Consider the following 21,461-nt stretch of genomic DNA (forward strand, 5'->3'; position numbering starts at 1 on the left):
GCGGCAAGATGGGCGCATGGACACCGCCGCGCTGGGGCCCACGACCCGTGTCATGCACGCGATGGAACAGCTCTGGGCCGAGATCCGGCGGCGGCACGCGGACGTTCCCGAAGCGATCCTGGTGCTGGCGTCGGGAACGATGGGCACCACCACCGAAATCCACGGCCACTTCGCCCGGTCCCGCTGGCACGTCGGCGACGGCGTCGAACCGCGCGCCGAGTTCTTCCTCGGCGCCGAAGGCCTGCGGCGCAGCGCGGCGGAAATCCTCTCCACCACGCTCCACGAAGCCGCGCACGGACTCGCCGCCACCCGCGACATCGTCGACGTCAGCGACGGCCGCTACCACAACAAACGCTTCGCCGCGCTCGCCGCCGAACTCGGCCTGCGCGCCGAACAGGCGGACCGGATCGGCTGGTCCGCCACCACCGCGCTCCCCGCGACTCTCGAGGCGTACCAAGGAGAACTGTCCCGGCTCGAAGCCGCGCTGACCGTGTGGCGGCACACCGAACAGGAGGTCGCCCGACGCGCCGTCGCGACCCCGCCGGACGACCCGGAAACGCCGGACGAGATCGCCGAACCGCTCGCGCCGCCGGTGGTGATCGCCCCGGTCGACGGCCGCGGCGCGCACCGCGGCGGACCGAACTACGTCGCGGCGATCTGCCGGTGCGAACCCCCGCGCCGGATCCGCGCGGCCCGGTCGATCCTGGAACTGGGGCCGATCACCTGCACCTTGTGCACCGAGCCGTTCATCGAGGCCTGACCGCTGCCGCGGTACCGATGTAGTGCTTGCACTTTGCTATCACTTCGGGCTACTGTCGCGCTCCACGAGCGAAGGGGGCGCCATGCTGAGCCAGGCAGCGGAAGGCGTGCTGGTACATCAGAGCGAGGTGCTCGAGAACAACGCGGTCGTCGTGCAAGGCCGGGACGGCGTGCTGCTCGTCGACCCCGGGCTCACCCAGGAGGAGCTGGGCTGCCTCGCCCAGGATCTCCGCGAACTCGGCCAGCCGGTCGCAGCGGGCTTCGCGACGCATCCGGACTGGGATCACGTGCTCTGGCACGCCGAATTCGGCGACGTCCCCCGCTACGGCACCGCCCGGTGCGCCGATTCCCTGCGGGACCTGCTGGCAAAGCCGGACTGGAAAACCCTTGTCGCCGAAGGATTGCCGCCGGAGATCGCCGACGACGTGCCGATGGACCTGTTCGGCCGCATCACCGGCCTGCCCGCCGGAACCGCGTACCTCCCCTGGGACGGCCCGCGCGCCCGGATCATCGAACATCCCGCGCACGCCCCCGGTCACGCCGCGCTGCTGATCGAGGAACGCGGGGTTCTTGTCGCGGGAGACATGCTTTCCGATGTGCTCGTTCCGATGTTCGGCCGCACCGCCGACCCGATCGGGGACTACCTGACCGGGCTGCAGCTGCTGGAAGCCGTGGCGGATGAGGTCGAAATCGTCGTCCCGGGTCACGGATCCGTCGCCGCCAGTCAGGTACGTGCGCGCATCGAGTTGGACCGCGCGTACGTGCAGGCCTTGCGCGACGGCCGCGAGCCCGACGATCCCAGGATCGGCCCGTCGGCCAAACCCGGCTGGGAATGGGTCAGCGACCTCCACCGGGGACAGGCCGCCAGGTTCGGCTGATCAGCCGAGCCAGCCGCGATGCAGCGCCGGAGCCAGTTCGTGCGCGGCCGAATCCCGGATGGCGTTCTCGTCGTGAAGATAGCCCTCGGTGGTCGACAACGCGGCGTGTCCGAGGTCGCGCTGCACCTGCCGCGGCGGGACCCCTCGCTCGATCGCGTGCGTCGCGTAGGAATGGCGCGCCGAATGCGGATGAATGGTGTCGCACAACGGCTGCAGGTGCGTCGCGACGAACCTAGCCTCGGCGGTGTCGAGCACCTCCCGCAACCGCGCGGTCTTGGGCGGCTGGCAGAACGTCGCGCACAACCGGCGCAGCAACGCCGTCACATGCGACACATGCACGCGCCCGCCGGTGCTCGTGACGAACAACGGCTCCGCCCGCTTCGCACCGACCTGCCCGCGCAGCGCCGGGACCTGCGGCGCGGCCCGGTTGGCCAGGTAGGCGTCGAGCGCGTCGGCCACCGGCGCGGCCAGCGCGACCTCGCGGTCCTTGGATCCCTTGCCGTGCACGCGAAGCACGCCGAAGCCGCCTGCGGTCGGCCGGCGGTAGTCGCCCAGATCGACGCCGACGAGTTCCTCCGCGCGCACGCCGGTGCCGACCAGGATCTCGACCATCGCACGGTCGCGCAGGCCGTTCCGGCTGTGGCCGGCCAGCAGCCACGCCGCGAGCAGCAACGCCCGGCACGCGTCGAACGACCAGCGCGCGGTCTGCGACGGGACGCCGGACGGCCGGTTGAGATGCTGCGCCCGCCGGTCCACGAGCGCGGCCGGATTGTGCCCGGCCAAGCCTTCGCGCAGCAGGTACTTGCGGTAGAACGCGGACACCGCCGACAGCATCCGGCCGCGCGTCGCGTCGCGGTACCCGGCCCTCGCCAGCTCGTCCAGCCACTGCTCGACGTGCTCCACCCGGACGTCGGCAAACGACGTGAACCCGTTGCGCAGGCACCAAGGCAGCCACGCGAGCGCGTCCGGATCGGTTCGCCGGGCCCGGCCGCGGCGGCGTCCCGGATCGGGCGGCTGATAGCCGGGCACCCAGTCGAGCGGGATGCCGAGATCGGTCGCGTACGCGACGCGGGTGTTGAGCGACGCGTACACGCGCAGGAACTCCCCGAACCGCTCCCGCGCGTCCTTGCCCGCTCCCCCGGCATCGGTGAGCGCGAGGGTCATGCGCGCCCGCCCGGATACCGCGCGGCGACCCCGGCGAGCACGAGATCGATCCCGGCGAGGAACTGCTCGCGGTCGTCGTGCTCGCGCATCTGGCTCGCCATCAGCCGGGTCGTCTCGTACTCCCGCGGGTCGAGCTGCTCCCACGCTTCCGCCGTGGCGGCAAGGAATTCGGCCCGGTCCGCGTCCGGCTCGGCGACCTGGCTGTTCGCCGCGTTCTGCCCGGCCGCGCCCAGGACGTAGTGCATCAGCACCGACGTCGCGGTGAACCAGTGCTCCTCGGGCACGCCCAGCGCGCGGACCCGGCGGCCGAGGCTTTCGAGGATCCGCGGCGTCACCGGCCCGCCCGGGCTGCGGGACAGCTGGAGCAGCAGCTGCGCGGCCAGCCACGGATGCGCGTCGATCGCGGAGAACAGGCCGAGCGCGACCGCGTGCACTTCCTCCCGCGGCGATCCGGCCGGCTCCGCCGCCAGCGCGTCGGCCACCACCGCGTCGGTCGCGGCGACGAGCAGCTCGCCCTTGTTCGCCACGTGCCAGTAGATCGCCCCGGGCCCGGTCGCGAGCCGCTCGGTGAGCACGCGGAACGTCAGGCCGCTCTCGCCCGCCGCGTCCAGCAGTTCCACCGCCGCCTCGACGATGCGCTCCCGAGAGAGTGCCTCCGTGCGCCGCTGTGCCCGGCGCGTCCCCGTAGCCATGCGCCCATCTTGACACATCTGGTACGCCGTTCCAATATGGAATGGCGTACCAGAACTCTCGACAGAAGGAGCCCTGTCATGAACACGTCCGTCACGATCGTCGGCGCCGGGCTCGGCGGCCTTACGCTCGCCCGCGTCCTGCACGTCCACGGAATCCCGGCCGCCGTCTACGAGGCCGAGCCCTCGCCGACGTCGCGCGCCCAGGGCGGCTTGCTCGACATCCACGACTACAACGGTCAGCTCGCCGTCGAAGCCGCCGGGCTGACTTCGGAATTCCGCGACCTGATTTTGGAAGGGAGACAAGAGCTGCGGCTGTTGTCCCGGGACGGGACAGTGCTGTTCAAACAACCAGACGACGGCACCGGCGGCCGCCCCGAGGTCCACCGCGGTGAGTTGCGGCAGCTGCTGATCGACTCGCTGCCGGAGGGCACTGTCCACTGGGGACACAAGGTCACCGGCGTGCGCGCCTTGGCTCAGGGCTACGAGGTCGCGTTCGCCGACGGAAGCACGGTCACCACCGACTTGCTGGTCGGCGCGGACGGTGCCTGGTCGAAAGTCCGGCCGCTGCTGTCTTCGGCGAAGCCGGAGTACACCGGCGCGTCGGCCGTCGAGACCTTCGTCTACGACTCCGATCGACGGTTTCCGGCCACGGCCGAGGCGGTCGGCGGCGGGATGCTGCTGGCGCTCTCGCCGGACCAGGGCATCACGGCACACCGCGAGCGCGACGGAATCCTGCACGCCTACATCGGGCTGACCCGGCCGCTGGAATGGTTCGACAGCATCGATTTCGCCGACCCAGCCGCCGCGACCGCCCGGATCGCGGCGGAGTACGAGGGCTGGTCGACGGCGCTGACCACGCTCATCACCGAAAGCGACACCGCACCGGTCCTCCGGCCGCACTACGGGCTGCCGATCGGGCACGAATGGAAGCGGGTGCCGGGCGTAACCCTGGTCGGCGACGCCGCGCACCTCGCCCCGCCGAACGGGGAAGGCGCGAACCTGGCCATGCTCGACGGCGCCGAACTCGGGCTCGCCCTCGCCGCGCATCCGGACGACGTGGAGACCGCGCTCGCCGAGTACGAGCAGGCGATGTTCCCGCGCGGCGCGGAAACCGCAGCCGAGGGCGCGCACCTGCAACGGCAGATGTTCGGCCCCGACGCACCGCACGGCCTGCTCGCCGAATTCGTCGCCGGGACGTAGGACTCCGGGGGTGCGGTCAGGTCACGGACCGCACCCCCGCCGCGGTCAGGCGACCGCCTCCCGCAGCGAAGCGGACAGCGCGCGGGCCTCGTGCTCGGTCATCCGGCCGGTTTCGTACGGCACGCCGTTGACCCACCGTTGCGTCAGCCGGGCGATTTGCTCGCCGTAGCGCTGCGCGGTGACGCGGTCGCCGTGCGATCCCGCGTCCTCCGGGCCGAGGTCGGCGTGGCTCTGGCTCATCAGCCCCAGCCACGAACCGAGCCGGTTGACGTCGTCGCGGGACCCGCCGCTCCAGTTGTTGCCCGGCATGTCGCCCACGCCGATCCACTGCATGCCCAGCTGCGCGGCGAACACCGACAACTGCTGCAGCACGGTCAGCTTGTCCCCGCTCTGCGACGCGGACATGGTGAACCCGCCAGCCAGTTTGTCCTTCCACGCCTGCGTCGTGAACGGCGTGAAGGCGGCTTCCATGAACGCCTTGAACACTGCGGACACGCTGCCCATCAGCGTCGGGCAGCCCATCACGATCGCGTCGGAACGGTCCAGCAGCGCCATGACCTCGCTGTCGTGCCAGCGGCCCGCGGAGACGTCCTCGGCGCGGAGGTCGACGACGTGCACCCGCACGCCCGGCACCTGCCGCGTCCCTTCGGCGAGATGCTCGGCCAGCAGGCGGGTGTGCCCGTGCACCGAATGGCAGACCACGGTCACCGTGGCCTCGGGGATGCCGTCAACGGCAGTGGCTGTCATGCGAAAACTTCTTCCGGTCGTGGGGAAATCCCCTGCTTGCTCCCCATCTCATCCCGATCCCCGGATGTCATCAACGCCGTTCTCCAGCACCCAGCGATCGGTCTCACCGATCGATCGGGCTAGCCTGGTCCGGTGGACAGGATCGAGCTGGAAGCGTTCGTCACGGTCGCGGAGGAACTGCATTTCGGCCGCGCCGCCGAGCGCCTGCACCGCGGGCAGCCGACGGTCAGCGACGCCGTCCGCCGCCTTGAGAAAACCTTGGGCGGCAAGCTGTTCCACCGCACCAGCCGCCGCGTCTCGCTGACCGACCTCGGCGAAGCCCTCCTGCCCGACGCGCACGCCACCCTCGCCCAGCTGAGCCGCTTCCAGCAACGCGGCCGCTCCCTCGCCGGCGGCGACCGGAAACGCACCACGCTCGTCGTCGCCCACGCCGAATACACCGCCTACCAGGTGCTGCTGCGCTGCCTGCCGCGGCTGCGCGAGCAGTTCCCGGACGTCACGATCGTGCCCGAGCCGATGCCGACCACGGCGCAACTCGCCGCGTTGCGCGCGGAAACCGTCGGACTCGGCATCGGCTGGGCGACCGGCGGGATCAACGGCGTGCGGGCGCGGGTGCTGTCCGCCGAACGGTTCGTCGCACTGGTGCCCGCCGCGCATTCCCTTGCCGGACACAAGGAACTGAGCGCGGCCGAACTGTCCTCGACCGCGTTGCTGACCTGGCCGCACCAGATCAACAGCGGGCTCTGCGACCGTCTGCTGTCCGCGTTCCGGATCAGCGGGGCGGATCTGCGGATCATCCGGACCGCCGACAGCGTGCAGGCGATCGCCGGCCACGTCGCGGCCGGGACGGGCATCGGGATCACCGTCGAATCGGCGCTGGACCACCAGCCGCCGGGCCTGCGGATCATCCCGCTGACCGGCCCGTCGACCACGGCCGACCAGGTCGTCCTCCTGCCCGAGAAGCCGTCGGAGGTCGCGCTCGCGCTGCGGGACCTGCTGCTGCGCGCTTCCGTGCCGGCGTAGGGACGTAGGTAGGTTGCCAGGAGGGGCTGATTTCGATCAGGGGGGCGACAGTGCTGGACGTACGGCTTTTCGGCGCGGACCGGGCGAGCGACGCGGACTGGGACGCACTGCACGAGCTGCAGTTTTCCGCCTGCCGGCTGGATTCCCCGGAACGTCCGCCGATGACGCGGCAGGAGACGATCTCCGGAGTGCGCGCGCCGCAGATCCAGGCGGGCGAGCAGCTGGTGTGGACCGCCCACCGGGACGACCGGCTCGTCGCCAGGGCGATCGTGACGCTGCCCGCCGACGGGAACGAACAGCTCGCCCTCGTGCGGCTCCACGTCCATCCGGACGTGCGGCGCCAGGGCATCGGGACAGAGTTCTTCCACGCCTTGGAGCCGATGCTGCGGACGCGCGGCCGAACGCGGGCGGAGGGCTGGAACCTGACCCCCGGCGGTCCTGGCGAAAGCTGGGCCCAGGGTCTGGGATTCCGGATCGTGCACACGGCTGTCCTGCAGATCATGGAGCTGAGCGAAGTCGACCGCAGGCGGTGGGACATCGCGGTGCCTGCCGGATACCGGCTGATGCGGTGGGTCGCCGCTCCGCCGGAGTCACTGGTCTCCGCGTATGCGAAGGCTCGCGCGGCGATCGGCGATGCGCCGTTGGGCGAGTCCGAGTTCGGCGCGCCGGATTGGTCGGTGGACCGGGTGCGGCGGATCGAAGGCTCGTATCGCGAACGGGGCATCGAGCATCGGACGGTGGTGGCGGTTTCTTCCGGGGGCGAGGTGGTCGGCTTGACGGAGCTGGAGGCGCGGCCGCTGCTGCCGGAGCGGTTGCACCAGGGCGACACCGCGGTGCTCGCCGCGCATCGCGGGCACGGGCTGGGATTGGCGATGAAGTCGGAGATGCTGCGGTGGTTCACGACGGACCGACCCGGCGTGGCGCAAATCTGGACGGGTACGGGTGCGGCGAATACGCACATGATCGCGGTGAACCACCGGCTGGGATTCGCGACCGTGCGGACGGGCAGCGTGGTGAGCCGGGAGTTGTGAGGGTTCACCGCCAGGTGAGGAACGGCGGCGCGTCGGCCAGCGGGGAGCGCGCTGTCTCCAGCGAAGTGCTGAACACGGACATCAGCCGGAGGATCATCTCTTCCAGACGGGTGCCGTCGATGACTTCGACAGCGGGATCCGGAGTCCAGGATGTCCTGGACGTGCAGGTGACGTGAATTTGCCCGGCGAGCGGCCGGAAGTGCAGGGTCCGCTCGATGCCCTGGCCGTAGAAGTCGATCTCGCCGTCGTGGCGGGCACGCAGGTCTCGCAGCAGGCCGGGAAGCTGTTCGACCAGCGTCGACAGGTCGTAGGCGACGTCCACCGGCCAGCTTCCGCCGAAGCCGCGGACGGTGAACGCGCAATCCGTCGTCGCGAGCACCTGGCACGCCTCGATGACCAGTGCGTCGTAGTCGAGATCGCCGTTCAGCATTGGCGCGACGCTGCCGGGCGCACGCGTAGCGGGTCGCAGAGAGAAGGAAAACCCCGGCAGCTCGCTCTCGGTCATCAGCGTCCCCCATACCTCCGACGTGGTGGCGGCTGATCCTGGCACGGTGGCTGCGCGTCCACCGGTCCGGAGTCCCCGGGCGGGCCCGGCTCGGTTACGACCGCGCCCGGATCCTGCTCGGCCCCTACGGGGACGGCCTCCGCCTGCACCAGCTCCGGCACCCACCTCGGCGACGCCAACACCTCCGCCAACGTGATCATGGCCAAGACCGGGCAGAAGAGCCTGCGCAGCGTGCAGCGCTACGTCAAACCCGGCCTCGCCGCCGTCCACCAGGCCACCGAAACGCTGTCCAGCCCGCGCCGCCGCGGATAACGCCACATCACTGCAGGTCACGCATATCCGCCCGTTTTTCGGCGAGTACTACGGGACCCCGACACGAAACACCGGCCAGCCGATCTCCGTGCGCCACGCGGCGGGATCGCTTGCGTCACGAGAGCCGACAACATAGACCTCCCGTACCGGCCCGGCCACCGACATCGCGTTCTCCACCACCCAGGTCCCGAGTTCGCCGTACGTGACCTCGACGCCGTCGTGCTCGCCGACGTGGGTGGTGACGGCCAGTTCCGCAGCCGGAAGAACCACGGGATGCACGCGTCCGGTGCGAGGCGGCGCGGCGGTCGGCAGGTAGACCAGCGCGTGACCGCGTTCCTGTTCGAACAGGGCGTTGTCGTAGCAGCCGCCCAGCGGTCCGGTCGCGGCGGCGCCGACGGCCGACGTCAACTCGGCCGTCGCGCCAGCGAACCACGCCTCGACGTCGCCGTGCTCGACCACGGCCTCCACCGCCGCCACCGTCCGGGCGGGCTCGGCACGCAGCTCGACCTCGATCGGCGCGGGGTCGGGCCGCAGCAGGCGCCGCAGCGACACGACCGCGGCCCGGGTGCGGTCGAGTACGTCCTCGAGGCGTTGCAGGTGGTCCGCGACCAGGGCCGCCCGGACGTCGGGGTCGGGGGTCCGCAGGATTCGCTGCACATCGCCGAGGGGGACGTCGAGTTCACGGAGGCGGTGGATGACCTGGGCGGTCGGGATCTGGTCGAGGCTGTAGTGGCGGTACCCGGTGGTCTCGTCGACCACCGCGGGTTCCAGCAGGGCGGCCTCGTGGTATCGGCGCAGGGTCCGCACGCTCAGGTGGGTCAGGCGGGAGAACTCCCCGATGGTCAGCACGTGTTCAGTGTGGACTCTCCCCCTGGGGGAGAGTCCACGGCTTGACCCTCCCGTGCCGCGAGGTCACACGGTGGGCTCATGACGCAGAACACCGATTCCCAGTCCGATCTGCTCCCGACCACCGTGCGTGAGTTCTTCGCCGCCCACGTCGTCCACGACGCCGACACCACCTCGTCGTTCCTCACCGAGGACGCGGTGATCGTCGACCAGGACGAGACCTTCCGCGGCCGAGAGGAGACCTACGCGTTCCTGCGGGACGCCGGGGCCGAGTTCGAGTACACGACCGAGCAGATCGGTGCCCACCGCGCCGACGACACCCATTGGGTGGTGACCGTGCGGCTCGAAGGCACCTTCCCGGGTGGTGTCGCCGAGCTCGACTACCGGTTCACGCTCCGGGACGACCGCATCGCCGAACTCGTCATCGCCAACCACCCGGCCTGACCGAACCCACGTCATCTCAATCTTCGACGGAGAAAAGATCATGAAGACTTGGTTCATCACTGGTGGGACGCCCGGAGGGTTCGGTCTGGCTTACGCCGAGGCCGCACTGGACGAGGGCGATCGAGTCGCGGTGACCGTGCGTCGGCCTGCTGAACTGCGGGAATGGGCTGAGCCTTACGGCGACCGCGTGCTGGTTCTTGAGCTCGACGTCACCAATGCCCAGCAGGTGCGTGCGGCGGTCAAGGCGGCGGAGGAGCGGTTCGGCGGAATCGACGTGCTCGTCAACAACGCGGGCCGCGGCTGGTTCGGCTCGATCGAAGGGGCCCCTGACGAGACGATCCGCCGCACGTTCGACCTCAACCTGTTCGCCGTGGTCGACGTGGTGCGTGCGGTCCTGCCGGGTATGCGGGCACGCGGCGGCGGCTGGATCATGAACATGTCGTCAGTGGCGGGCCTCGTCAGCGCGCAGGGGTTCGGCTACTACTCGGCGGCTAAGTTCGCGGTCGAAGGACTGTCGGAGACGCTGAGGCTCGAGGTCGAGCCGTTCGGCGTGCGGGTGCTCGTCGTAGAGCCGGGAGCAACCCGCACCAAGGCCTTCACCGGCTTCCAGGACCAGCCCGTTAACGAGGTCGTCGACGCTTACGTGCCGATGGTCGAGAGCGTCAAGGCGGCGTTCGTGGACCACAACGGCAAGCAAGAGGGTGATCCCGTGCGGGGAGTGCGGGCCGTGATCAGCGCGATGAACGCACCCGTTCCGCCGCGCCGGATCGTGCTCGGCAACTCCGGCTACGACATCGTCACCGCGATGCACGAGAACGCCCTCATGGAGCTGCGCGCCAACGAGAAGCTCTCACGCAGCACGGACTTCTAGCTAGCGGCTACGGGAATCACAGCTTGAGCGGCGCGGCGGGCGGAGGCGGCCGTCCGCCGCGCACCGCTTGCTGCGGGCGAGCATGTCGAGGCTTCAGCGCGCAAGTTCAGGTTGCTGTGCAAGGACTTCAGCGACGCTGGCGGCGATCATGTCGCCGCAGCTATTAGGGGCCACAGGCGATTCGCCCGCCTCGACTGGGCCCCAGATTCCGGCACCCGGTGCTGGTCAGGCATATCCGCCCCGAGATTTCCTCGATACTACGGCGCCCCTACTACCTCAAGGGCGGAGTGACCGGCGGCGTCGCCACCAAGTGTGGCTGACCACTTTTTCGAGTGCCCCCGCCAAGCTCGAACAGGCGGGGCACCCGCTCTGCGCTTCAACTATATCAATAATCTCAGTTATCCATATAGTTGAACCCGCCTGCCTTCGTCGATAGGTTCTGCTTTGCTAACTGATACCTGGTGTTTGAGTATTGAAACGCGAACTGTAGAGTGGTTCCCACCTGCGGAAAGGGGCACTGATGGAGACGGTGGGGCCGCCGATCCGGCGCGGAAGCCGGGAGGAACGCCGGGAGGCGACCGTGCGGGCGCTGGCCGCCGGGGACGAGGCTGGCTGCGCGTACTGCGGGCAGCCGCTGCCGCCCATCCCCCGGCAAGGGGGGCGGCCGACGCCCTACTGCCCGGCCGATCCGGAGCGGTACGGCCGGTGGGGCGCGAAGGTCGTCACGTGCGCGATGCTCGACGAGCAGCGCGAGATCTGGGTGACCGTCTACGGCCCCGATCAGCCGATGACCCAGCTCGACACCCGGGCGCTCGACGAGCAGCTCGGGTCGGCGCTGTCGGCGTTGGACCCGCTGCACGCGGAACTGTCGGCGCTGCGCACGCACGTCACCGACCAGACCGCGGCCGCCCTCAAAGCGCGGGAAGAGGCCGAAGCTGCCCGCGACGAGGCGTTGGAACAGGCCCGGGTCGCAAACGTCGAGCGCGCACACGCGGTAGCGGCGGAGGAGGAAGCGCGAGCGGCCGAGGAAGCGGCCAGGAAACAGTCCGAAGTGGACCGGCAGGAGCGCGACGCCGCGCTCGCCAACGCCGCCACGGCAAGGAAAGCGCAGGAAGCGGCGCTGGCGGTCCGCGACGAAGCCGAGAACAACCGGCAGCGAGCGCTCGAGCAGGCGGCGGCCGCGCATGACCGGGTCACGGTGTTGCAGCGCGAGATCTCCGCGTTGCGTGCGACGGCGGTCGAGGATCTCGAACAGGCGCGCCGCACGGCCGCGGAGGCGCAGCAGGAACTGCGGGCATCGCTGACCGCCGAGCACGAGAGCCGGACGCGGGAGCAAGAGCAGCGGTTGCGCGAGCAGGCGGCGGAGGCGGACGAGCGGGTGCGCGGCGTGCAGTTGGCGGCTGATCAGCGGGTCGCGGAGTCGGCTGCGCAGTTGAGCCAGGCGACCAAGATCTACGCCGAAACGCTGGCACCGCTGCACGCTGAACTGGGGGAACTGCGTGCTCGCGTGAGTGCGCAACAGGCGGAAATCGACGAATTGCAGCGGCTCCGCGAGGCCGAGAAGGCGGAACAGGCGGAAGAGACCGAGCAGTCGGAGGACGGCGGCGCCTGACCGGGTTGTGGTTGAATACCTCCCGTCGCCGGGGTTGACCGGCTGACAATCATCGCCCGCGGTGCCTTTCCTGGCCCGTGCAGGCGCGCTCCCGCGAGCACTTCAGCAATCCCCGGCCTCGTCAGGTCGTCCCCAGTCATGCCCGAGAAACGGAGCAGAACCATGCCCACCGAACGCATCACCAACGGCACCGAACGAGCACTGCTCGAGAACGCGCTCGACCGCAACCGCGAAGCGCTGGTCGAGACCCTCCGCGGCCTGTCCGAAACCGACGCGCGGCGACGGCTCGTCGCGTCGCTGTCGACGCCGATTTCCGTGGTCAAGCACGCCGCCGCGGCGGAACGGATCTGGTTTCAGCGGTTCTGGGCCGGGCTCGCCGAGTCCGAATGCGACGGGTACTCGAAGCGCGACGTCGGCACCTTCACCGTGACCGACGACGAGACCGTGGCCGACGTGATCGCCGAATACGAACGCGCCAGCCAGCGGTCAAGGGAGATCGCTGCGCGCTTCGAACTCGACGACACCAAGGAGTTTCCCGGCGAGGGCACCGTCAGCATGCGCTGGACGCTGCTCGCGATGATCCAGGAGTTCGCCCGGCACGCGGGACACGGCGACATCCTGCGCGAGCAGATCGACCAGCCGCTCCCCTGACCTCGCCGGCTACCGGTGTTCGGCGAGGAACGGAAGGAGCGCGTCGGCCATCTCGTCGGGCACTTCCTCGGCGAGGTCGTGCCCGGCGTCGAAAACGAGGCCGGTGACGTCGTCCGCCATGATCCGCATCTGGGACTCGGCGCGTTCGCCGATGAACGCCGACCCGCCGAGCGCGAGGACGGGGATGTCCAGTTTCCGTTGCGCCGCTTGCCGATTCTGCTCGGCGTCGACGAGCATCGCCCGGTAGATCGCGAGCATCGCGCGGATGCCGCCGGGCATGGAGTAGCAGCGCACGTACTCCTCGATCGCGTCCGGGGTGGCGCTGTCCGGGCGGCTGCGCTCGAACTTGATCATGTAGGTGATCAGTTCGCGTTCGTGGCCGGCGATGAGCATTTCGGGGACGTCCGGCTGGAAGTAGAAGCCCAGATGCCACAGGTGCATGCCGCCGGCGACGTTCTCGGCGGTGAGCGCGGTGTGGTCCTCGAAGCCGAACCCGGGGAACAACGCCTCGGCGAACACCAGCGACGGCACGCGGTCGCGGTGCCGGGCGGCGAGCTGGTAGCCGATCACCGCTCCCCAATCCTCGCCGACCACGGCGTAGGTCTCGTGGCCGAGGGCGGCCATCAGCTCGGCGACGTCGTCGCTCATCGTCGCGGAGTCGTATCCGCCTGCGGGACGGGCGGAATCGCCGAGGCCGCGCAGATCCGGGACGACGACGGTGTGATGCGGCGTGAGCTTCGGGACGAGGTGCCGCCAGTGGTAACCGGTCTTCGGCACGCCGTGCAGCAGCACGACCGCGGGGCCGGACCCGGCGGTTCGGTAGTGGAGGCTCGTTCCGTTGACCGCGGCGCGGCCGGTGCGGACGGGAGTGCTGTCGTGGTCGAGCATCGTTCTCTTTCTTGATCGAGCGTTCCATATTGAGGACGTAAAACATCAGCCGAGGGCGACGAGGGCTACCTCCACGAGGGGTTCGAGGGCGCGGGCGTCCGGGGTGATCTTCGCGGTGACCAGCAGTCCGTTGAGGAAGGTGACCAGAAAGGCGGCCAGCGTGGCCGGATCGTGCGGTGTCGCGATCTCGCCGCGCTCCGCCGCGACGCGCAGCACCTCGGCGATCGCGTCCTGACTCGCGTCCTGCATGTCCCGCACGGTGCGCCGGGTCGCGGCGTCCCCCGGCAGGCGCTCGCAGACGGCATTGACGGCCAGGCAGCCGCGGCCGTCGTCGGACACGGCGATCCGGATCCGCTCGACCAGGAGCGTCCGGATCGCCGAGCGGGCGTCGGCCCCGTTTTTCAGGCTGTCCAAGGCGGTTGCCGCGAGCGTGGCCCGGTAGTGCTCCAGCGCAGCCCGGTACAGGCCGTCCTTGTCGCCGAACGCGGCGTACAGCGAGCCCTGCCCGATGCCGAGGTGCTGGGTCAGATCGCGCACCGAGGTCGCCTCGTAGCCACGCGACCAGAACAGTTCCATCGCGCGGCTCACCGCGGCCTCGGTGTCGAACTCTCGGGTGCGGACCATGATCCGCACTCTACGCCTTTCTGGAACGTCCGATCAAGAAAGGGGGCCCTGGATTGGCTACGTCCGGAGCGCTACAGCCACCCGCTCGTCTCGGCGACCCGGACCGCCTCCGCGCGCGTGCGGGCCTGCGTCTTGCCGATGGCCGACGACAGGTGATTGCGCACCGTTCCCGCCGACAGGCCCAGCGCCTGCGCCATGTCCGCGACCGTTCCGCCTTCCGCCGCGGCGCGCAGGACGTCCGCCTCGCGGTCGGTGAGCGGGCTCGCGCCGCTGGCCAGCGATTCGGCGGCGAGCGCCGGGTCCACGAACCGCAGTCCGGCGTGGACCCGGCGGATCGCGTTGATCAGTTGTTCCGGGCGCGAATCCTTCACCACGAACCCGGCCGCGCCCGCGGACATCGCGCGCGACAGGTAACCGGGGCGGCTGAAGGTGGTGCAGATCAGCACGCGGCACTCCGGCAGCGCGTGCCGCAGTTCGGCGGTCACGGCGAGGCCGTCGCGGCCGGGCATCTGGACGTCGACGAGCGCGATGTCCGGGGCGGTCCGCTGCGCGGCGGGCAGGACCTCGGGGCCGGAGCCGACCTCGGCGACCACCTCGATGTCGGATTCCATCCGCAGCAGGGAAGCCAGTGCGCCGCGCACGAGCGCCTGGTCGTCGGCCAGCAGGACCCGGATCACGCCGCGCCTCCGGCCGCCGGGCCGCGGGCCAGCACCCGGAAGCCGCCGTGCGGGCCGCGGCCATGTTCGAGGGAGCCGGACACCGCGGCCATCCGCTCGGCGAGACCGGTCAGTCCGTGTCCGGGGACGACCTCCGCCGGGACAGTGCCGTCGTCGGCGACCTCCAGCCAGTCCCGTCCGACGCGGACGACGCAGCGCTGTGCGTCGGAATGGCGGAGTACGTTGGTCACGGCTTCCCTTACTACGTAACCGAAAACGCCCTGCAGTTCAGGAGCCACAGCGTCGGCCGCGGCAGGCAGTTCAGCCTGGACGCCGGCGGCGCGCAACGCCATCCGGGCGCCGGCGACTTCGGTCGCGAACGACACCGTGCGGTAGTCGGACACGGTCGCGCGGACGTCGGAGAGGGCTTCCCGGCAGAGGTCGTCCAGGTCCCGGATCTCGGCGAGCGCCGCGTCGGTGTTGTCCGAAGTCTCCAGGATCCGCCGCGTCAGGCCGAGTTTCAGGGTCATCGTGGAGAGGCTGTGGCCGAGGACGTCGTGCAGGTCGCGGGCGACGCGCTGCCGTTCCTGGTCCACCGCCATCCGCCGGATCTGCTCGCGGGCGAGCCGGAGGTGGCCGATGGTGAACGTCAGCGCGTAGACGATGCCGAGGATCGCGGTGACGGCCACGAGCGTGAGGACCTGGCCCCAGGCGACCCGCCCGTCGCTGACCAGCATCCACGCGATCTGGGCGACGGCCGCTCCGGTGCCGAGGAGCAGGGAAAACCGCAGCGGCAACAGCATGAGCCCGGTGGCGATGGCGTAGGTGAGGCCGGTCAGATACGCCGGGGAACCGAGGATCAGCGCGGGCGCGGTGCCGAGCGCGAACATCGCCGCGACCATCGCGATCCGCTGCCGCCGCAGCGCGAGCGGGCCGAACCACAGCACCAGCAGGTACGCGATGGCGTAGCAGCCGAGGAAGCCGAAGACGAGCCCGGTGCGCACCTGTCCGTACTGCCCGTCCGCGATCGCGATCACCCAGGTGGCCAGGAAGCCCATCATCAGGCCGTTGACCACCACGGACCGGACGCGGCCGCGATGCAGACCGGGCCCTCCGCTGTGCGCGTCCGTCCAGAAACTCCAGTCCGGCCACTGGCGGGCCGAGAACCGGTCCGGATCGGGTTCGCGCATGTCGATCATGGTAAGGCCGCCTCGCCGATGATCACCCATGACAAACGGCACGGGCGGTCCGGACGAGGCGATGCTGGAGTTTGGCTATGTTGCAGATCGCGAAGTCCGGCTTGACCAAGTACGAAATCACCAGCGACGGCCGCCTGCTCACCGTGATCGAGGGCCGGTCCGGAGGGCAGTTCCGGCTGGACGGCGTCAGCTATCGGATCCGCCGCCGGCTGCGCAGCTACCAGTTGCTGGCGGCCGACGGGTCGGTGCTCGCGAGCACTCACCGGCCGGGCACGCGCACCTGGAGCGTCGAGAGCGGCGGTGCGGAGCTGCGTTTCCGGCGGACCGGGCGTCGTGACCACGTGCAGCTCGACGAGGCCGGGAACACCGTCGGCACCCTCACCGCGGGCACCGCTGATCTGTCCGGTATGAAGCCTGAGCTGCAGGTGTTCGTGCTCGCGGCGCTGGCGATGCGATCGCGCCGCCGACGCGTCGTGGTCGTCGCGGGCAGTTGAGCGGCGACTACGCTGGACAGGTTCGCCCGCCTTCGCTGGAGAGACCTTGCCCGACCGCCGCACCCTGACCGCCGACTGCACGAGCTGTTTCGCCCTCTGCTGCGTCGCGCTCACCTTCATCAAATCCGCCGATTTCGCGATCGACAAGCGGGCCGGCGACCCGTGCCCGAACCTGCGGTCCGATTTCCGCTGCGGCATCCACGACCGGTTGCGCCCCAAGGGTTTCGCGGGCTGCACCGGGTACGACTGCTTCGGGGCCGGACAGCAGGTGTCGCAGGTGACCTTCGGCGGCCGGAGCTGGCGGGAGGCCCCGGAAACCCGCGAGCGGATGTTCGCCGCGCTCCCGGTGATGCGGCATCTGCACGAACTGCTCTGGTACCTCACCGAGGCGCGCTCGCTGGCGACGACCCGCGAAATCCACGCGGACCTGGACGCGGAGATCACCGAACTGGAGCAGATCACCTCCGAGGACGCGGACGCGGTGCTGGCCATCGACGTCGACGCCCGGCGCGCTCAGGTGAACCCGCTTCTGGTGCGCACCAGCGAACTGGTCCGCGCCGGTGCCGGGCGCAAGAAGGACCGGCGAGGCGCCGACCTGATCGGCGCGAAACTGGCCGGCGCGGACCTGCGCAGCACGAACCTGCGCGGTGCCTACCTGATCGCGGCCGACCTCCGGGGCGCTGATCTGCGCCGCGCTGACCTGATCGGTGCGGACCTGCGCGACGCCGACGTCCGCGGCGCCGACTTCACCGACAGCATTTTCCTTACGCAGTCCCAGGTCAACGCTGCCCGCGGCGACGCCAAGACCAAGCTGCCGCCGCGGCTGGCCCGCCCCGACCGCTGGTGAGTCAGCGCGGGCGGGTGGACCCGACGACGACCCCGCCGAGCCGCGCGATCCAGCTGCCGCACACACAACGCACGTAGTCGGCCCGGCTGCCCGCCGACGCGGGAACGACAGCGGACGAGGGCAGCTCGGCCAAGGGCCAGCCACAGCGGGGGCAACGGTTTTCTTCCATGCCGCCATCGTGCGGTAATGGTTCAGTGCAGTTCAACCCTTACGGATTTCGCGGAGATCGCGTTCGTCACGGATTAGCCGTGCTGGCACCCGGGTATGCAGCGGCATGGCGCACCCGAACGGACCGGACACGGCGGACCTCGTGCTCACTTTCGGGCACGACGAACTGATCATCCGCCGCCGGTACGAAACCTTGAGCATCGGCAACGACATCCTCATCGCCCTCTGGTTCGTCGCCGGAAGCATCCTGTTCTTCTACGAGTCCCTCGCCACCCTGGCCGCCTGGTTCTTCCTGATCGGCAGCATCGAACTGCTGATCCGCCCGGTGATCCGGCTGACCCGCGCGGTGCACCTCCGCCGCATCCGCCGCGACGGGGCCGTGGATTCCACGCCCGATTTCTGACCGGCTCGCCCCCCTGCTCCGCGGCCAGCGATCTCGGGCGGAGACCTGCTTGAGCAGTTGCTCAAATCTCGTCTATCCTCTGTTTTGAGCAACTGCTCAAAAGCGGGTTGGCGGTCGTGCACACGACCGGAGTGGGGGTAGCAATGACGAGCGTCCGTCCCGATCCTGGCCGGGCACTTCGCCGCGATCGCTGGTACCAGGCGGTCACCCGGATGCTGGCGATAGCGCTGCTGCCGGTGGCATTCGTGATCACGCCGGGTCGGGCCCGGCGTACCGCCTGCCAATGGGCCCTGGCAGTGCGTTTCCCTGCGGAAGACCTCACCGGTCTTACGCCCGCGACCCGTGCCGCGTTTATCGCAGCGCGCACGCAGGCGTTATGGCGAGACGGTGAGCTCATCGGGCTCACCTCGGGATATCGGGATGCCGGGGAGCAGGAGCGCTTGTTCGCCGAGGAAGTCCGTCGGAGCGGGTCGCCGGCGGCGGCTCGGTTGCGGGCGCTGCCGCCGGACGAGTCCCGACACGTCGCGGGGACTGCCCTGGACGTGCGGCCAGTCGAGGGCTCGCGTTGGCTGGAGCGGTATGGCGCGCGCCATCACCTGTATCGGAGGTACGACAACGAGTGGTGGCATTTCGAGTACTGGCCCGGCGGGCGTCCGGAGCGGTTGCCACACCCGGGTGCCGTCGGTCACCGGCTGTCGGGGCCTCTACGGTGAAGCCGTGGCCGACACCCGACAACGCTTGATCGACGGCACGATCGAGACGATCCGCACACACGGCCTCAACGGCACCACGGCGCGGAGCATCGCGGCGACCGCCGGGGTCAACCAGGCGCTGGTCTTCTACCACTTCGGCACCGTCCACGACCTGCTGCAGGCCGCGTGCCTCGCCGCGACGCAGGCCAGGGTCGCACCGTTTGTCGAACGCCTCGACGAGGTCACCGACCTGCGGCAGCTTCTTGCGCTGGGCCGCTCCCTGCAAGCCGACGAACGCGCGCAAGGCAACGTCACGGTGCTCGCCCAGATGCTCGCAGGCGCGCAGGCCGACCCCAAACTCGCCGAAGCGACCGCGACGGCCCTGCAGCTGTGGATCGCCCCGATCGAGAGTGCCTTGACCAGATTGCTGGCCGACTCCCCGGTGGCCGAGGTGATCGACACGCCGGGCCTCGCACGCGCGGTGAGCGCCGGGTTCGTCGGACTGGAGCTCTACGAGGGCGTCGACCCGGAGGGGACCGAGGCGGCCCTGGACGCGCTCGACCGGCTGGCCGTGCTCATCGAGGTGGTCGACGACCTCGGGCCGATCGCCCTCCGCGCGCTGCGCGGCAAACTCCGCAGAACAACCAAGAAGTCGCGGTAGCCGGGTGGTCAACCGGCCTGGTTGACGATGTCCGACAGTGTTTCCGCCATTCGTTCGGCGAGGCGCAGGGTCCGGCGGTCGTCGAACCGTCCTCCTTGGACGGTCAGCCCGACCGGAAGGCCGGTCGCGGGGGTGGCGAGCGGGAAGGTGACCATGGGCGCGCCGAGCATGGCGCCTGGCGTGGTGTTCCGGGTGTAGAGCTCGAAAGCGTCGACGCGGCTGCCCAGATGTTCCACGGTGCCGTCGCAGTCGACGGGCGGCGCCGGTGCGGGGGTGGTGGGAAATGCGAGCGCGTTGAGTGTGTGCTTGTGCAGCAGTTCTGCGTAGCGCGCTCGCGCTTGCTCGGTTTGCCGCTGGGCGATCGCGTATTCGTCGGGCGACACCGGGGACGACGCCTCCGCTTCGAGGATCTGCCGGACGTCCGGACTGCGCACGCCCGCGACCAGCCGGGCGAACGCCTCCTCGGGGTTCATGCCCAGGGCGCGCGCGACGGCGTCTCCGAGCAGCCGACGGGCTTCCCAGCACACGATCGGCATCGCCGCGGCATGGCTCAGCTCCCAGACCTCCTCGAGGTGCACCGGCACCAGCTCGACCACGTCCCCGAGCGCGGCCAAAGCCGCTTCGGTCGCCGCTCGCGTGCTGGGGTGCAGTTCGCGGAACATCTCAGTGGGCACCCCGATCCGGGGCCGCGGAAGGTCTCGGTCCGTTGTTTCGCCGAGCATCGCCCGGTCGATCTCCGCGAGGCGGCGTACCGAGCGCGCGAAGATCCCGGGGGCGTCCCGTGTCCACGACAGGCCGACGATGCCCGCCGTCGGCCAGCGTCCGGTGCTGGGACGGAATCCGGCGACCCCGCACAGGCTGGCGGGAATCGAGATCGAGCCCCCGGTGTCCGTGCCCAATGCGACCTCGGCGTGGCCGCGCGCGACGACCGCGGCGCTGCCGCCCGAGGATCCGCCTGCCAGATAGCCCGGACGATCCGGCAAGCACACCGCGCCGTAGGAGGCGTTCTGCGACGTGATCCCGAAGGCGAGTTCGTGCATGTTCGCCATGCCCACGACCACCGCGCCGGAGCGGCGCAACAGCGCGACGACCGGGGCGTCGGCCTCCTCCGGTCCGAGGTCCAACAGCTCGCATCCGGCGGATCGCCGCAGTCCGCGCACCGCGATGTTCGCTTTCACCGCGAGCGGATACGGCGTCCCGCCCGCCAGCGGCAACTGAGTCGCGATGTCCTCGGCAGTACAGGTTTGCGTCCACTCCCCCGGTTCGGGTCGTCCGACCGGCTCGAGGACAGCGGGGTGGGCGGTGACGCCCGCCGGAGAAAGCGGCATCCGGGGCTCCTTTGCAGCGAATGAGGCTTAACCGGGAGTCTCGGCATGCCGCGCGGTCTCCGCCATCGTCATTTCTGACGATGGCGGAGGTGATGCGCCGCCAGAGCCGCGCGGTTGGCGGCTCCGGTCTTGGCGAACGCGTTGCTCAGGTGGGTCCGCAAAGTCGGCGGCGCGATCCCGAGGGCCGCAGCGATCTGCTTGTCGCTGTACCCGTCCGCGACCAGCTCCGCGACCTGGGCTTCGCGCCGGGACAACGGCTTCTGCCCGGGCGGGGCCTCCCTGGGCCAGGTCCGCGCGACCAGATCCCCGAAAGACCGGAAAACCCGCGCCTCGTCCTCGGTGAACGCGCGGCCGCCGCGTCCCCGCCACAGCCGCAGGTCCACCGAACCGGGACCGGCTCCGGCCGCGAAGTAGTTCATGCCGTGGTACATCCCGCCGCGATGCAGGAAGTCCTGGACGAACTCGGTGGATACCCCGGCGGCCGGAGTGATCCGCGAAGCGCTCCCCCGCGCGAAAAGCTTCGGGGTCAGGTCGTCGACGTGCCGAAAGTGCCTGTCGTAGGCGCGAAGCGCGTCGTCGCCGAGGTCGAGCTGGACCGGGTCGGCGTAGGGGCCGGACGAATCGCCGACATAGGAGGCGAAGATGTCCGCCCGCAGCATGCGACGCAGGACGTCGCCGAGCTGGAGGCGTTTTGCCTTCAGCGGTGAGTCAGAGAGGACGATGTCGATCGCTTCGCACGTCAGTGCGTACTCCTGGGCCATACTGC

Annotated in this window: 26 protein-coding genes; 14 read left to right on the forward strand and 12 right to left on the reverse strand. The window is 70.2% G+C overall.

Translation table 11 applies throughout. The features are described 5' to 3' along the window. Positions 1-16: 16 nt before the first annotated feature. Both EIZ44_RS09580 and EIZ44_RS09585 read left to right on the forward strand, forming a co-directional pair. Positions 17-760, forward strand: a complete 744-nt coding sequence (locus EIZ44_RS09580) for a hypothetical protein (protein WP_134728318.1) — start codon at positions 17-19, stop codon at positions 758-760. Between the two features lie 82 nt (positions 761-842). Then, on the forward strand, positions 843-1,637 hold the full coding sequence (locus EIZ44_RS09585; RefSeq protein WP_134728319.1) for an MBL fold metallo-hydrolase: 795 nt from the start codon (positions 843-845) through the stop codon (positions 1,635-1,637). Here the strand turns inward: EIZ44_RS09585 and EIZ44_RS09590 are convergent, their stop codons facing one another. Further along, the gene (locus tag EIZ44_RS09590) at positions 1,638-2,801 is read right to left on the reverse strand and encodes a tyrosine-type recombinase/integrase (RefSeq protein WP_134728320.1); all 1,164 of its coding nucleotides are present in this window, start codon (positions 2,799-2,801) and stop codon (positions 1,638-1,640) included. After that, on the reverse strand, positions 2,798-3,493 hold the full coding sequence (locus tag EIZ44_RS09595; RefSeq protein ID WP_043838717.1) for a TetR/AcrR family transcriptional regulator: 696 nt from the start codon (positions 3,491-3,493) through the stop codon (positions 2,798-2,800). Before EIZ44_RS09595 ends, EIZ44_RS09590 begins: the two co-directional genes overlap by 4 nt. 78 nt (positions 3,494-3,571) lie before the next feature. Between EIZ44_RS09595 and EIZ44_RS09600 the strand changes: the two genes are divergently transcribed. Beyond that, on the forward strand, positions 3,572-4,693 hold the full coding sequence (locus EIZ44_RS09600; RefSeq protein WP_134728321.1) for an FAD-dependent oxidoreductase: 1,122 nt from the start codon (positions 3,572-3,574) through the stop codon (positions 4,691-4,693). Between the two features lie 45 nt (positions 4,694-4,738). Here EIZ44_RS09600 and EIZ44_RS09605 read toward each other — a convergent pair whose 3' ends face one another. After that, complete coding sequence (locus EIZ44_RS09605; protein ID WP_134728322.1) at positions 4,739-5,440, reverse strand: flavodoxin family protein; 702 nt, start codon at positions 5,438-5,440, stop codon at positions 4,739-4,741. A gap of 132 nt (positions 5,441-5,572) precedes the next feature. Between EIZ44_RS09605 and EIZ44_RS45870 the strand changes: the two genes are divergently transcribed. Both EIZ44_RS45870 and EIZ44_RS09615 read left to right on the forward strand, forming a co-directional pair. Continuing rightward, positions 5,573-6,463 carry a LysR family transcriptional regulator gene (locus tag EIZ44_RS45870; protein ID WP_134728323.1) on the forward strand — a complete coding sequence of 297 codons (891 nt, stop codon included), beginning with the start codon at positions 5,573-5,575 and terminating at the stop codon, positions 6,461-6,463. A 50-nt stretch (positions 6,464-6,513) separates the two neighbouring features. Next, complete coding sequence (locus EIZ44_RS09615; RefSeq protein ID WP_134728324.1) at positions 6,514-7,494, forward strand: GNAT family N-acetyltransferase; 981 nt, start codon at positions 6,514-6,516, stop codon at positions 7,492-7,494. Positions 7,495-7,498: 4 nt separating this feature from the next. Here the strand turns inward: EIZ44_RS09615 and EIZ44_RS09620 are convergent, their stop codons facing one another. Beyond that, entirely contained in the window at positions 7,499-7,999 is a 501-nt protein-coding gene (locus EIZ44_RS09620) for a hypothetical protein (protein WP_134728325.1), read from the reverse strand. Between the two features lie 360 nt (positions 8,000-8,359). After that, positions 8,360-9,160: a MerR family transcriptional regulator gene (locus EIZ44_RS09630; protein WP_134728326.1), complete on the reverse strand. Its 801-nt coding sequence runs from the start codon at positions 9,158-9,160 to the stop codon at positions 8,360-8,362. Between the two features lie 78 nt (positions 9,161-9,238). Between EIZ44_RS09630 and EIZ44_RS09635 the strand changes: the two genes are divergently transcribed. The 4 genes from EIZ44_RS09635 (at position 9,239) to EIZ44_RS09650 (ending at position 12,735) form a co-directional block, all read left to right on the forward strand. After that, positions 9,239-9,601 (forward strand): nuclear transport factor 2 family protein, encoded by a 363-nt coding sequence (locus tag EIZ44_RS09635; RefSeq protein WP_134728327.1) that lies wholly within the window; start codon positions 9,239-9,241, stop codon positions 9,599-9,601. 40 nt (positions 9,602-9,641) lie between these two features. Beyond that, the gene (locus EIZ44_RS09640) at positions 9,642-10,472 is read left to right on the forward strand and encodes an SDR family NAD(P)-dependent oxidoreductase (protein ID WP_134728328.1); all 831 of its coding nucleotides are present in this window, start codon (positions 9,642-9,644) and stop codon (positions 10,470-10,472) included. Positions 10,473-10,992: 520 nt separating this feature from the next. Continuing rightward, positions 10,993-12,084, forward strand: coding sequence for a hypothetical protein (locus EIZ44_RS09645; protein ID WP_240691259.1), 1,092 nt, complete (start codon positions 10,993-10,995; stop codon positions 12,082-12,084). Between the two features lie 162 nt (positions 12,085-12,246). Then, entirely contained in the window at positions 12,247-12,735 is a 489-nt protein-coding gene (locus EIZ44_RS09650) for a DinB family protein (protein ID WP_134728329.1), read from the forward strand. A 9-nt stretch (positions 12,736-12,744) separates the two neighbouring features. Here EIZ44_RS09650 and EIZ44_RS09655 read toward each other — a convergent pair whose 3' ends face one another. From EIZ44_RS09655 to EIZ44_RS09670, 4 genes are all read right to left on the reverse strand, one after another. Then, the gene (locus tag EIZ44_RS09655; protein ID WP_134728330.1) at positions 12,745-13,623 is read right to left on the reverse strand and encodes an alpha/beta fold hydrolase; all 879 of its coding nucleotides are present in this window, start codon (positions 13,621-13,623) and stop codon (positions 12,745-12,747) included. A gap of 45 nt (positions 13,624-13,668) precedes the next feature. Further along, entirely contained in the window at positions 13,669-14,247 is a 579-nt protein-coding gene (locus tag EIZ44_RS09660) for a TetR/AcrR family transcriptional regulator (protein ID WP_134728331.1), read from the reverse strand. 71 nt (positions 14,248-14,318) lie between these two features. Continuing rightward, a complete protein-coding gene (locus EIZ44_RS09665) occupies positions 14,319-14,924 on the reverse strand; it encodes a response regulator transcription factor (protein ID WP_037806115.1) in 606 nt (201 codons plus the stop codon). After that, positions 14,921-16,093, reverse strand: coding sequence for a sensor histidine kinase (locus EIZ44_RS09670; protein ID WP_205669757.1), 1,173 nt, complete (start codon positions 16,091-16,093; stop codon positions 14,921-14,923). Before EIZ44_RS09670 ends, EIZ44_RS09665 begins: the two co-directional genes overlap by 4 nt. Before the next feature lie 86 nt (positions 16,094-16,179). Between EIZ44_RS09670 and EIZ44_RS09675 the strand changes: the two genes are divergently transcribed. Continuing rightward, positions 16,180-16,596: a hypothetical protein gene (locus tag EIZ44_RS09675; protein ID WP_037806112.1), complete on the forward strand. Its 417-nt coding sequence runs from the start codon at positions 16,180-16,182 to the stop codon at positions 16,594-16,596. Between the two features lie 46 nt (positions 16,597-16,642). Beyond that, positions 16,643-17,443: a pentapeptide repeat-containing protein gene (locus EIZ44_RS09680; RefSeq protein ID WP_134728332.1), complete on the forward strand. Its 801-nt coding sequence runs from the start codon at positions 16,643-16,645 to the stop codon at positions 17,441-17,443. Between the two features lies 1 nt (position 17,444). On the opposite strand, the gene EIZ44_RS44635 is transcribed toward EIZ44_RS09680, so the two are convergent. Then, positions 17,445-17,612: a hypothetical protein gene (locus tag EIZ44_RS44635; protein ID WP_167754071.1), complete on the reverse strand. Its 168-nt coding sequence runs from the start codon at positions 17,610-17,612 to the stop codon at positions 17,445-17,447. Positions 17,613-17,717: 105 nt separating this feature from the next. Between EIZ44_RS44635 and EIZ44_RS09685 the strand changes: the two genes are divergently transcribed. From EIZ44_RS09685 to EIZ44_RS09695, 3 genes are all read left to right on the forward strand, one after another. Further along, the gene (locus EIZ44_RS09685) at positions 17,718-18,014 is read left to right on the forward strand and encodes a YrhK family protein (RefSeq protein WP_037806109.1); all 297 of its coding nucleotides are present in this window, start codon (positions 17,718-17,720) and stop codon (positions 18,012-18,014) included. A 212-nt stretch (positions 18,015-18,226) separates the two neighbouring features. After that, positions 18,227-18,727 (forward strand): D-alanyl-D-alanine carboxypeptidase family protein, encoded by a 501-nt coding sequence (locus EIZ44_RS09690; RefSeq protein WP_439098589.1) that lies wholly within the window; start codon positions 18,227-18,229, stop codon positions 18,725-18,727. 4 nt (positions 18,728-18,731) lie between these two features. Continuing rightward, positions 18,732-19,367 carry a TetR/AcrR family transcriptional regulator gene (locus tag EIZ44_RS09695; protein WP_037806638.1) on the forward strand — a complete coding sequence of 212 codons (636 nt, stop codon included), beginning with the start codon at positions 18,732-18,734 and terminating at the stop codon, positions 19,365-19,367. A gap of 8 nt (positions 19,368-19,375) precedes the next feature. Here EIZ44_RS09695 and EIZ44_RS09700 read toward each other — a convergent pair whose 3' ends face one another. After that, positions 19,376-20,695: an amidase family protein gene (locus EIZ44_RS09700; protein WP_134728334.1), complete on the reverse strand. Its 1,320-nt coding sequence runs from the start codon at positions 20,693-20,695 to the stop codon at positions 19,376-19,378. 68 nt (positions 20,696-20,763) lie between these two features. Beyond that, the gene (locus tag EIZ44_RS09705) at positions 20,764-21,456 is read right to left on the reverse strand and encodes a helix-turn-helix transcriptional regulator (RefSeq protein WP_134728335.1); all 693 of its coding nucleotides are present in this window, start codon (positions 21,454-21,456) and stop codon (positions 20,764-20,766) included. Positions 21,457-21,461: the final 5 nt, after the last annotated feature.

This window comes from Amycolatopsis nivea (assembly GCF_004522235.1).
Classification (GTDB): Bacteria; Actinomycetota; Actinomycetes; order Mycobacteriales; family Pseudonocardiaceae; genus Amycolatopsis; species Amycolatopsis nivea.